Source organism: Bacillus sp. CBEL-1 (genome assembly GCF_004348885.1).
Lineage (GTDB): Bacteria > Bacillota > Bacilli > Bacillales > Bacillaceae_H > Priestia > Priestia aryabhattai_A.
This window is the reverse complement of record NZ_SBIM01000013.1, coordinates 1,086,730-1,097,809: the sequence shown is the minus strand read 5'-3', so window position 1 is coordinate 1,097,809 and position 11,080 is coordinate 1,086,730. Positions and strand designations below refer to the sequence as shown.

At 37.6% G+C, this 11,080-nt stretch carries 13 protein-coding genes; all 13 read left to right on the top strand.

Annotated features, from left to right (window positions below; genetic code table 11):
- Window position 1 precedes the first annotated feature (1 nt).
- On the top strand, window positions 2-1,054 hold the full coding sequence (locus tag EPL02_RS15510; protein ID WP_131888192.1) for a protein-glutamate methylesterase/protein-glutamine glutaminase: 1,053 nt from the start codon (window positions 2-4) through the stop codon (window positions 1,052-1,054).
- 12 nt (window positions 1,055-1,066) lie between these two features.
- Window positions 1,067-3,067, top strand: coding sequence for a chemotaxis protein CheA (locus EPL02_RS15505; RefSeq protein ID WP_131888191.1), 2,001 nt, complete (start codon window positions 1,067-1,069; stop codon window positions 3,065-3,067).
- A 47-nt stretch (window positions 3,068-3,114) separates the two neighbouring features.
- Window positions 3,115-3,546, top strand: coding sequence for a chemotaxis protein CheW (locus EPL02_RS15500; protein WP_094912568.1), 432 nt, complete (start codon window positions 3,115-3,117; stop codon window positions 3,544-3,546).
- Window positions 3,533-4,192: a chemotaxis protein CheC gene (locus EPL02_RS15495; protein WP_131888190.1), complete on the top strand. Its 660-nt coding sequence runs from the start codon at window positions 3,533-3,535 to the stop codon at window positions 4,190-4,192. The genes EPL02_RS15500 and EPL02_RS15495 overlap by 14 nt, the downstream gene beginning before the upstream one ends.
- The gene (locus EPL02_RS15490; RefSeq protein ID WP_094912566.1) at window positions 4,185-4,673 is read left to right on the top strand and encodes a chemotaxis protein CheD; all 489 of its coding nucleotides are present in this window, start codon (window positions 4,185-4,187) and stop codon (window positions 4,671-4,673) included. Before EPL02_RS15495 ends, EPL02_RS15490 begins: the two co-directional genes overlap by 8 nt.
- Window positions 4,674-4,728: 55 nt before the next feature.
- Window positions 4,729-5,493, top strand: a complete 765-nt coding sequence (locus tag EPL02_RS15485) for a FliA/WhiG family RNA polymerase sigma factor (protein WP_094912565.1) — start codon at window positions 4,729-4,731, stop codon at window positions 5,491-5,493.
- Between the two features lie 17 nt (window positions 5,494-5,510).
- Window positions 5,511-6,050, top strand: a complete 540-nt coding sequence (locus tag EPL02_RS15480) for a hypothetical protein (RefSeq protein WP_131888189.1) — start codon at window positions 5,511-5,513, stop codon at window positions 6,048-6,050.
- Window positions 6,051-6,208: 158 nt separating this feature from the next.
- On the top strand, window positions 6,209-6,928 hold the full coding sequence (gene rpsB / locus EPL02_RS15475; RefSeq protein ID WP_025908960.1) for a 30S ribosomal protein S2: 720 nt from the start codon (window positions 6,209-6,211) through the stop codon (window positions 6,926-6,928).
- A 103-nt stretch (window positions 6,929-7,031) separates the two neighbouring features.
- Window positions 7,032-7,913 carry a translation elongation factor Ts gene (gene tsf / locus EPL02_RS15470; RefSeq protein ID WP_094912563.1) on the top strand — a complete coding sequence of 294 codons (882 nt, stop codon included), beginning with the start codon at window positions 7,032-7,034 and terminating at the stop codon, window positions 7,911-7,913.
- A gap of 78 nt (window positions 7,914-7,991) precedes the next feature.
- Window positions 7,992-8,714, top strand: a complete 723-nt coding sequence (pyrH, locus tag EPL02_RS15465) for a UMP kinase (RefSeq protein WP_094912562.1) — start codon at window positions 7,992-7,994, stop codon at window positions 8,712-8,714.
- Between the two features lie 2 nt (window positions 8,715-8,716).
- Complete coding sequence (frr, locus tag EPL02_RS15460; RefSeq protein ID WP_025908957.1) at window positions 8,717-9,274, top strand: ribosome recycling factor; 558 nt, start codon at window positions 8,717-8,719, stop codon at window positions 9,272-9,274.
- A gap of 138 nt (window positions 9,275-9,412) precedes the next feature.
- Complete coding sequence (locus EPL02_RS15455) at window positions 9,413-10,195, top strand: undecaprenyl pyrophosphate synthase (protein ID WP_131888188.1); 783 nt, start codon at window positions 9,413-9,415, stop codon at window positions 10,193-10,195.
- 17 nt (window positions 10,196-10,212) lie between these two features.
- Window positions 10,213-11,004, top strand: a complete 792-nt coding sequence (locus tag EPL02_RS15450; protein WP_094912560.1) for a phosphatidate cytidylyltransferase — start codon at window positions 10,213-10,215, stop codon at window positions 11,002-11,004.
- The last annotated feature ends 76 nt before the right edge of the window (window positions 11,005-11,080 follow it).

Below are 11,080 nucleotides of genomic sequence, written 5' to 3'. Positions count from 1 at the left end.
GTTGAATAAAATTAAAGTATTAATCGTTGACGATTCAGCTTTTATGAGAAAGGTTATTACTAATTTACTAGAGGAAGACGGTAGGTTTACCGTAGTGGGGACAGCCCGAAACGGCGAGGAAGCATTAAAGAAAGCAGTGTTATTAAATCCACACGTTATGACGCTTGACGTAGAGATGCCTGTGATGAACGGATTAGAGATGTTAAGAGAATTAATGAAAATCAAGCCAACTCCTGTTGTAATGTTGTCCAGTACAACGTTTGAAGGAGCAAATAATACCTTTTTAGCGATGGAGTATGGAGCAGTTGATTTTGTTGCCAAACCTTCAGGTGCTATTTCATTAGATATCGATAAAGTAAAAGATGAACTATTAGCAAAACTCTATATTGCGAGCAAAGCAAACCTTCCTTTCAATTTAAAAGAGTCAAATAAAAACAAGTCTATAAAATTACCAATAGCGAAGGGAGAGCACCAGTCGTTAAAGAAAGTGGTTTGCATCGGTACATCAACCGGAGGGCCAAGAGCATTACAAGAAGTTCTAACGATGCTTCCTGCAACGATTTCAGTCCCTGTTTTAATTGTTCAACATATGCCAGCAGGTTTTACGAGTTCACTAGCAGCTAGATTAGATAGGTTAGCTACTATTTCGGTGAAAGAAGCAAAAGATGGTGAAAAGTTAGAGCCAGGGTGTGCATATATTGCACCCGGAGATTATCACCTAACCGTAAAAGAATCTAAAGAAGGACTAATAGCGGTTTTAGATCAATCGCTACCAGTAAAAGGACACCGACCATCAGTTGATACTTTGTTTCAGTCGCTTGCAGATTGTTCTAACTATGAAAAAGTTGCGGTTGTATTAACCGGGATGGGAGCGGATGGAACGGAAGGCGTTATTTATATGAAAAGCAAAGGTCAAACCATAGCGATTGCTGAGTCGGAAGAAACAGCTATTATTTATGGGATGCCAAAGTCTATCATTGCCACAAGGTTAGTAGATGAAATACAGCCATTACATGATGTAGCAAATCGTATTTTACATCACGTGCAGAAATAGGGGGAGCATTCAATGGATATGAGTCAGTATTTAGAAGTGTTTATTGAAGAAAGTAAGGAACACTTACAAAATATTAATCAACAGCTATTAGAATTTGAAAAGGATGTTAATAATCTTAGTTTTGTAAATGAAATTTTCCGTTCAGCTCATACGTTAAAAGGCATGTCAGCAACAATGGGATTTGAGGATTTGGCGAATCTTACTCATAAAATGGAGAATGTACTAGATGCAATTCGTAACCAACAGCTAAGCGTAAATACAAGCGTTGTGGACTTGGTGTTTGAATCAGTAGATGCTTTAGAAGTTATGGTAGAGTCAATCGCCACAGGTGGTGATGGAGGATATGATGTGCAAGAGATTGTAACGAAACTCCAAGCTTTAGAAAGCGGAGAACTAGAAGTGGCGGTAGCGGTAGAAAGTAAAGTGGTACCGCCTAGCATTGTATATGATGAATGCGAAATAGGCCTTTTAAAACAAGCGTTAGATCAAGAATTTTTTGTATATGAGATAACCGTTATATTAGATGAGCGTTGCTTATTAAAAGCAGCGAGAGCATATATGGTATTTGACGTATTTGAGCAAGCTGGTGAAGTCGTGAAGTCAAACCCAATCGTTCAAGATATCGAACAAGAACAGTTTGATCAACAATTTACGGTTGTATTGGTATCAAAACAAGAGGCAAGCTCGTTAAAAGAGCAGTTGATGCAAATCTCTGAAGTAGAGCTTGTACAGATTAATACTGTGGATCCAAAAGAAGATATAGCAACTGGTAGTGAAAACCAAACCTCACGCGCTCAAGAGGCTAATGTAGAACGTGTCGATGACCATACTGGTAAAGAAACAGCACCAGCGAAAGCTGTGTCTATTAATAAAACAATACGAGTCAACATCGACCGACTGGATAGCTTAATGAACTTATTTGAAGAGCTAGTCATTGATAGAGGGCGTCTTGAACAGATTTCAAAAGACTTAAATAATCAAGAACTAGAAGAAACTGTTGAGCGGATGTCACGTATTTCTGGAGATTTGCAGTCTATTATTTTAAACATGCGTATGGTTCCAGTTGAAACTGTTTTTAATCGCTTTCCGCGTATGGTTCGTCAACTAGCAAAAGATTTAGGGAAAGAAATCCATCTAAAAATTATTGGGGCTGAAACAGAGCTTGATCGTACAGTTATTGATGAAATTGGTGACCCACTTGTCCACTTGCTTCGTAATGCGCTAGATCATGGAATTGAAATGCCGGACGTACGCGAACAGAACGGAAAAAAGAGGGAAGGTACAGTTCGACTGAAAGCATATCATAGCGGTAATCATGTGTTCATTGACCTTGAGGATGATGGTGCAGGGATTGACCGCGATAAAATTTTAGAAAAAGCTTTGAAAAAAGGAATTGTCTCAGAAAGGGATGCTCAAGGTTTAACGGATCAACAAGTGTATGATCTTATGTTTGCATCTGGTTTTTCCACAGCTGAACAAATTTCTGATGTTTCAGGGCGAGGTGTAGGGCTTGATGTTGTTAAAAATACAATTGAATCCTTAGGTGGAACAGTGACAATTGATTCGATTCCAGGCTATGGATCTACTTTTTCTATTCAACTACCTTTAACATTATCAATTATTTCAGCACTGCTTGTTAATATGCAAGATGAACGCTATGCACTTCCACTATCATCTATCATTGAGACAGCACTTGTGAATAAAAAGGATGTTATGAAAGCCCACGGACAAGAAGTTATTGATTTCCGAGGGAAAATCATACCACTATTAAATCTCAAAAATCTGTTTAACGTACCGGAAGCTTTTGAACAGAAAGACGTTTACCCTGTTGTAATTGTACGAAAAGGTGATAAGACAGCAGGTTTAATTGTGGACTCATTTATAGGTCAGCAAGAAATCGTTTTAAAATCATTAGGCAACTATTTAACTTCTCCGTTTGCCATTTCAGGAGCAACGATTTTAGGCGATGGGCAAGTAGCATTAATTATTGATTGTAATGCTTTAATTAAATAATAATGTTTGGCAAAATAACGTTTTAAGTCGTAGTGGAGGAGAGCGGAATGGAAACGAAATTCATTGTATTTCAGCTGGGGAATGAAGAGTATGGAATTGTAGTAGATCAGGTTAAATCAATTGAGAAAATGCAACATATCACGCGAGTGCCTCGAACTGAAAAGTATGTGCGTGGCGTTATAAACTTACGTGGAGTAGTAATACCAATTCTAGATTTGAGAAAGAGGTTCGGCTTGCAAGAGCAAACTTATACAGATCATACAAGAATTATTATCGTAATGATAAATGATATTGAAGTTGGCTTAATTGTCGACGCAGCAAACGATGTGTTGGATATTTACAGTGACCATATTGAACCGACACCGGAAGTTATTGAAGGTGTTGAAGCGGATTATATAAGCGGTGTTGTAAAAGTAGAGGAACGTTTAATAGTATTAGTGAACTTAGGAAAGGTTTTAGGATTGGATGACCAAGAATAAAACCAGCTTAGATAATCTGAAGTTTGGCGCAATTCATTTAGATGTTTTAAAAGAAATAGCTAATATTGGAGCAGCTAATTCAGCGACTGCTCTTTCTCATTTGGTGAGAAAAAGAATTGAGATGCGACTTCCAAGCGTAAAGATTGCGGGCATAAATGAAGCGGTTGAAGAAATTGGAGGACCTGAGCGAGTAGTAGTACAACTTTTATTACAGATTAAAGGAGATATCCAAGGAAGCCTATTCTTTCTATTATCAGTAGATGATACTAAGACGTTACTAGGCTGTTTATTAGATGAATCCTCCATAGAAATTGAAAGCTTAAAATTCCTTCAATCAGAATTAGTGAGGTCTGCGCTATGTGAAATAGGAAATATTCTATGTGGCGCCTATTTAACTGCGCTTGCAGACTTAACAACTCTTCACCTTTACCCTTCGTTACCAGCTGTTTGTATAGATATGCTTGGTGCTACGGTGACAAGTGGGTTACTGGAAAAAGGATATCAGATGGAATCGGTTTTAATAATTGAAACAACGTTACAAGAACAAGCGCACTCTTCCGTTATGAAAGGGAGTTTTCTTCTTATTCCGGACAACCGTTCCATTCAACCGTTGTTTCAAGCATTAGGGGTACCATTGCATGAGTAAGCATATTGTAAAAGTTGGCATTTCAGATATGAATGTTGTGCAAGAACCGGATTTAATTCGAACAGCAGGCTTAGGCTCGTGCGTAGGGGTTGTATTGTATGATGACATCTTAAAGGTGGCCGGTCTGGCTCATATTATGCTGCCGAATTCTCGGCATGTGAAAGGCTCATTTAACCGTGCTAAGTATGCAGATACAGCTATTATTGATTTAATTGAAATGCTCGTACATCTAGGTGCCAATAAAAGACGCTTATGTGCCAAAATAGCAGGTGGTGCACAGATGTTTCAATTCACTTCAAGTAATGACTTTATGAAGATTGGTGCTCGGAATATTATAGCCGTGGAGCAAGAGTTAAAGGAACATCATATTACGTTAATATCAAAAGATGTGGGAGGAACAAACGGCAGAACAATTGAATTCAACCCCACAACTTCACAGTTAATGGTTCGAACGGTAAATAAAGGTGTGGTTGAAATCTAGCCGGTAAGCTAAAAGGATAGCTATTTATTGTACGAAAGAAGGGGGAGAAGCCGTCATGACAAGTGTAAATGTAATGGATGAAAAGAAACGGTGGGAAAAATGGTCGAAACAAAGAGATGAAGAGGCTGGTAATTTGCTAGTGAAGCAATATATGCCCCTTGTTAATTACCATGTGCAACGAATTGGAGTGGGTTTACCTCGAAATGTACATAAAGAAGAGTTGAAAAGCCTTGGCTTAATAGGTTTGTATGATGCACTTGAAAAATTTGACCATGAACGTGATTTGAAATTTGATACGTATGCATCATTCCGAATCAGAGGTGCTATTTTAGATGGATTACGAAAAGAGGATTGGCTATCTAGAAGCGCGCGTGAAAAAGCTAAAAGGGTGGAGCATACGATAGAAAAACTGGAACAACGATATTTGCGAAATGTTACTGTTCAAGAAATTGCTAGTGAAATAAAGATGACAGAAGAAGAAGTCGTTCATGTAATGAATGAAGGTTTTTTTGCTAATGTGTTATCAATTGAGGAACCAATAAAAGAGCATGATGAAGGTGATCATCAATCGTATGCAATTCGTGATGAACGAATGATTACTCCTGAAGACCATCTTTTAAAAGAAGAATACTTTGCGGAATTGGTACAGATAATTGAACAGCTTAACGAAAAAGAACAGCTTGTTATTTCATTGTTTTATAAAGAAGAATTGACTTTTACTGAGATTGGACACATTTTGGGTTTATCCACATCACGTATTTCACAAATACACTCAAAAGCTCTTTTTAAACTAAGAAATACGTTAAATAAAATGATGTAGGTTAGAGGGATTTTACAATGTATACCTTGTTAATGATTAGCTTTATTTTACACGCTGTAACGTTTCTGGCTTTTTGGCGTCTTCGTCAGCAACTATATTCGATAAAGGTTTTAGAAAAAAAACAGCGTAAAATAATAGAAGAAATGGATAGCACAATGGCAACTTATTTAGCTGAAGTGGATGCTCAAAACGATGCGTTTCTATTAAAGATTCAGCAAAAAATGAAGCGAATAGAAGTTGAACAGCCAGATGTGTCGATAATAAAACCGGATTTTGAGGAGTTAAAGGAAGAAAAGTTAGATATCTCGTATCCAAAAATAGATTTAAAAAGCGAACCAGAATTGACTTTTGCAGCGCTCCTTCAACAAGAGATGACAGACAGGATTGAAAGAAGTGAACACGTGCTGACAAAAGAAGAAGGTAGTAAATTATCAAGGAATGAAGTGCAAAAAATTGCGTTTTCTCTACAAAAAAAAGGTTTAACAATTGAAGAAATTGCGAAAAATCTATATAGAGGGAAAACTGAAATTGAGTTATTGTTGAAATTTCAACAATAAACTGCATTTTAGGCTTGCTTGTGAAAAGTGAGTGTGCTATATTTGTTTTTGGTGTTAATACACACGCTCGTTGATTTAGTCATTGGTGCTACACTTTGTAGTTTTGGCTAAAGATGAAATGGGCGGAGGATAATCAAAACCATTAGGAGGAAAAACACATGTCAGTAATTTCAATGAAACAATTACTAGAAGCTGGTGTACATTTCGGTCACCAAACTCGCCGTTGGAACCCAAAAATGAAGAAATATATCTTCACTGAGCGTAACGGCATCTACATTATCGATCTTCAAAAAACAGTTAAGAAAGTAGAAGAAGCTTACCGCTTCGTTAAAGAATTAGCTGCTGATGGCGGTACTATGTTATTCGTAGGTACTAAAAAGCAAGCTCAAGATTCTGTTAAAGAAGAAGCAGCTCGCGCTGGTATGTACTTCGTTAACCAACGTTGGTTAGGTGGTACATTAACAAACTTCTCTACAATCCAAAAACGTATTAAGCGTTTAAAAGACATCGAAAGAATGCAAGAAGACGGTACTTTTGAAGTACTACCTAAGAAAGAAGTAGTTCAACTTAAAAAAGAGTTAGAGCGTCTTGAGAAATTCTTAGGCGGTATCAAAGATATGAAACAACTTCCTGATGCATTATTCATCATTGATCCTCGTAAAGAGCGTATCGCAGTAGCAGAAGCTAAAAAATTACACATCCCAATCGTTGGTATCGTAGATACAAACTGTGATCCAGACGAAATTGATTATGTAATCCCTGCAAACGATGATGCAATTCGTGCTGTGAAACTTTTAACTTCTAAAATTGCTGATGCAATCTTAGAAGCAAAACAAGGTGAAGAAACAGCAGTTGAAACTGAAACAACTACTGCTTAATTCCACGAAAGGTGATAAGAGGGAATAGCCTTTTATCACCTTTTTTTGAAAAGATTTAATTAATTGATATAGAGTACATACCCAAATAAGGAGGCTATTTATTATGGCAATTACAGCTCAAATGGTAAAAGAATTACGTGAAAAAACTGGCGCTGGGATGATGGATTGTAAAAAAGCATTAACTGAAACTGGCGGTGACATGGAAAAAGCAATCGATTTCTTACGTGAAAAAGGTATTGCTAAAGCTGCTAAGAAATCTGATCGTATCGCTGCTGAAGGTTTAACTTACATTGAAGCACAAGGTAACGAAGCTGTTATTCTTGAAGTAAACTCTGAAACAGATTTCGTTGCGAAAAACGAAGGATTCCAGAAGTTAACAAAAGAACTTGCTGCACATATCTTAGCTAACAAACCAGCTAACGTTGAAGAAGCTGTTGCTCAAAAAATGGAAAGTGGAGCTACTGTAGAAGAGCATATCAATTCAGCAATCGCTACAATTGGTGAAAAACTTTCTCTACGTCGTTTCGCTGTAGTAAGCAAAACAGATGCTGATGCATTTGGTGCTTACTTACACATGGGTGGACGCATTGGTGTATTAACAGTATTATCTGGTACAACTGATGAGCAAGCTGCAAAAGATGTTGCAATGCACATCGCTGCTATCAACCCTAAATATGTATCTCGTGACGAAGTTTCTGCTGAAGAAACTGAGCGTGAGCGCGAAGTATTAACACAACAAGCACTAAACGAAGGTAAGCCAGAAAAAATCGTTGCAAAAATGGTTGAAGGTCGCTTAAGCAAATTCTTCGAAGATATCTGCTTATTAGATCAAACATTTGTTAAAAATCCTGATCAAAAAGTTCGTCAATTTGTTGAGAGCAAAGGCGCAACAGTAGAGAGCTTTGTACGCTTTGAAGTAGGAGAAGGTATTGAGAAGCGTCAAGACAACTTTGCTGAAGAAGTAATGAGCCAAGTTAAAAAGTAAGAATGTGATTAAATGGGGAACACTCTGTGTTCCCTTTTTCAAAAAAATGGATCTCACCGTTGACGATGGAGGTTAGGCATGAGTCAAGCAAAATATAATCGTATTGTATTAAAATTAAGTGGCGAAGCATTAGCAGGAGAAGATGGATTTGGTATTAATCCTTCTATCATTAAGTCGGTTGCAGAGCAAGTGAAAGACGTTTATGACTTAGGCGTTGAAGTAGCAGTAGTCGTTGGTGGTGGAAACATTTGGCGTGGGAAAATTGGTAGTGAAATGGGAATGGACCGTGCAGCTGCAGATTACATGGGCATGCTTGCAACTGTTATGAACTCACTAGCACTTCAAGATAGCCTAGAGAACATTGGAGTACAAACTCGCGTTCAAACGTCTATCGAAATGAGACAAGTTGCTGAACCATACATAAGAAGAAAAGCGGTTCGTCACCTTGAGAAGAAACGCGTTGTAATTTTTGCAGCAGGCACAGGCAATCCTTACTTCTCTACTGATACTACAGCTGCGTTACGTGCGGCTGAAATTGAAGCAGATGTAATTCTAATGGCGAAAAATAATGTTGATGGTGTATACAGTGCTGATCCGAAATTAGTTCCAGACGCAGTAAAGTATGAAACATTAACATACATTGATGTCTTAAAAGATGGACTAGCTGTAATGGATTCGACTGCTTCTTCTCTATGCATGGATAATGATATTCCATTAATCGTCTTCTCCATTACGGAAGAAGGAAACATCAAACGTGCCGTAACAGGCGAAAATATCGGAACAATTGTAAGGGGGAAATAATGATGGCAAAACAAGTGTTGCAAGATGCGAAGGAAAGAATGGAAAAAGCACTTCAGTCATATAGCCGTGAATTGGCTTCAATTCGCGCTGGTCGTGCGAGTGCTTCATTATTAGACCGCGTGACGGTTGAATACTATGGTGTTCCAACACCAATTAATCAACTTGCACAAGTTAGCGTACCCGAAGCTCGTATGTTGGTAATCCAACCTTATGATAAATCACAGCTTGGTGAAGTGGAAAAAGCAATCATGAAATCTGATTTAGGTTTAACGCCAACAAGCGATGGTTCAATTATCCGCTTATCGATTCCTGCTTTAACAGAAGAGCGTCGTAAAGAGCTTGTTAAAACAGTGAAAAAAGCTTCTGAAGATGCGAAAGTAGCAGTTCGTAATATTCGTCGTGATGCAAATGATGACCTTAAAAAGTTAGAGAAAAACGGTGAGATTACTGAAGATGATCTTCGCGGATACAGTGATGATATTCAGAAGTTAACAGATGACCACATTGCTAAAGTGGATAGCGTAACAAAAGATAAAGAACAGGAAATTATGGCGGTATAAGTCATTTCAATGTAAAATATATTGTAAAAGACCCTCTATTGTTTACAGGGGGTTTTTTTGTTAATAATGTGTAGTAAGATAAAATATCGAATGACAAAGAACAAATGTCAATGAGAACATACAACGGGGGACCTTTGCATGTTAAAAAAAATTCAAGCATGGAAAAAAAGTCAAAATCCAGGCACACAGTCTCTTGAGGAAAGAAAAGAGAGAGTGAAAAAGCAGGCTGTACCAGAACACATTGCAATTATTATGGATGGTAATGGTCGCTGGGCACAAAAAAGAGCACTTCCTAGAATGATGGGACATCATGAGGGAATGAAAGTCGTTCGACAAATTACAAAAGCAGCAAACCAATTGGGCGTTAAAGCACTAACTTTATATGCTTTTTCAACAGAGAACTGGAAACGACCAAAAGTGGAAGTAGAATTTCTTATGAAGTTACCCGAGGAATTTTTAACGACTTTTTTACCAGAGCTAATTGAAGAAAATGTTCAGGTGCGCATTATGGGAGAGAAAAGTGAACTACCTTCTCACACATTACGTGCAGTTGATAAGGCAATCCATGAAACCAAAGACAATACGGGCCTTATTTTGAATTTTGCACTTAATTATGGAAGCCGACATGAAATCGTTAAGGCTGTTCAAGCAATTGCAAAGGATGTTGAATCTCACAATTTAAATCCTGCTGAAATTAATGACGAAGTGTTTTCCTCGTATTTAATGAGTGGGAGTTTACAAGATCCAGATTTGTTAATTCGAACAAGTGGTGAACTGCGTTTAAGTAACTTTATGCTTTGGCAGTTAGCTTATACCGAGTTTTGGTTTACAGATGTATTATGGCCAGATTTTAAAGAAAATCATTTAATTGAAGCAATTGAGGCGTTCCAAAATCGTGGACGTCGCTTTGGTGGAGTCTAAGAGGGTGTTGAACTAACATGAAACAAAGAATCATTACAGCCATTGTTGCACTAGCAGTGTTTGTGCCTATTGTCATGATTGGTGGCTTACCATTTACTGCTCTAATGTATTTGTTAGCAACAATTGGCGTTGTTGAACTGCTAAATATGAAAAAAATTAAGCCATTGTCTTTCCCTAGTATTGTCAGTCTCTTACTGACCTGGGTATTTTTATTGCCAACTAGCTCAGATGCTGCATTTCAAATGGTAAGTGAACATAAAGTAGAAGTAGCTCTATTTGCCACGCTATTACTATTAATGTATACGGTAGTTGTAAAAAATGTATTTACATTTGATGGGGTAGGCTTTCTTTTATTGACGACACTTTATGTAGGACTAGGCTTTCATTATTTTATCGAAGTTCGTTCAGAGTATGGGTTAACGTATCTATTTTTCGCATTTCTTTTAATTTGGGCAACTGACTCTGGTGCTTATTTTATTGGACGAGCAATGGGAAAGAGGAAGTTGTGGCCTGAAATTAGTCCAAATAAAACGATTGAAGGTTTTGTTGGTGGAGTAGTGTGCGCATTAGTGGTTGCCATTATTTTTAAAGTGGCGTCGGGCATTGAACAATCCATGGGCGCAGTACTTTTAATTGGAATCATCATCTCGTTATTTGGACAAATGGGAGATTTAGTACAGTCGGCATTTAAACGACATTATGGAGTGAAAGATTCAGGTAAACTGTTACCAGGGCATGGAGGAATACTAGACCGATTTGACAGTCTGCTATTTATTATGCCAATTCTGGCTTTCCTTTTATCTCTTTAATAGAACCATAATTAAAAATAGCTAAGGCTTGTCTACTCAGTAAAAAACATGTCTTTGAAGTAATGGGAGTGAATAT

What these genes read in the sequence shown, in the direction of transcription:
- EPL02_RS15505 (WP_131888191.1), top strand. Translation starts at nt 1,067, where the DNA reads ATGGATATGAGTCAGTATTTAGAAGTGTTTATTGAAGAAAGTAAGGAA.
- EPL02_RS15500 (WP_094912568.1), top strand. Translation starts at nt 3,115, where the DNA reads ATGGAAACGAAATTCATTGTATTTCAGCTGGGGAATGAAGAGTATGGA.
- EPL02_RS15495 (WP_131888190.1), top strand. Translation starts at nt 3,533, where the DNA reads ATGACCAAGAATAAAACCAGCTTAGATAATCTGAAGTTTGGCGCAATT.
- EPL02_RS15490 (WP_094912566.1), top strand. Translation starts at nt 4,185, where the DNA reads ATGAGTAAGCATATTGTAAAAGTTGGCATTTCAGATATGAATGTTGTG.
- EPL02_RS15485 (WP_094912565.1), top strand. Translation starts at nt 4,729, where the DNA reads ATGACAAGTGTAAATGTAATGGATGAAAAGAAACGGTGGGAAAAATGG.
- EPL02_RS15480 (WP_131888189.1), top strand. Translation starts at nt 5,511, where the DNA reads ATGTATACCTTGTTAATGATTAGCTTTATTTTACACGCTGTAACGTTT.
- rpsB (WP_025908960.1), top strand. Translation starts at nt 6,209, where the DNA reads ATGTCAGTAATTTCAATGAAACAATTACTAGAAGCTGGTGTACATTTC.
- tsf (WP_094912563.1), top strand. Translation starts at nt 7,032, where the DNA reads ATGGCAATTACAGCTCAAATGGTAAAAGAATTACGTGAAAAAACTGGC.
- pyrH (WP_094912562.1), top strand. Translation starts at nt 7,992, where the DNA reads ATGAGTCAAGCAAAATATAATCGTATTGTATTAAAATTAAGTGGCGAA.
- frr (WP_025908957.1), top strand. Translation starts at nt 8,717, where the DNA reads ATGGCAAAACAAGTGTTGCAAGATGCGAAGGAAAGAATGGAAAAAGCA.
- EPL02_RS15455 (WP_131888188.1), top strand. Translation starts at nt 9,413, where the DNA reads ATGTTAAAAAAAATTCAAGCATGGAAAAAAAGTCAAAATCCAGGCACA.
- EPL02_RS15450 (WP_094912560.1), top strand. Translation starts at nt 10,213, where the DNA reads ATGAAACAAAGAATCATTACAGCCATTGTTGCACTAGCAGTGTTTGTG.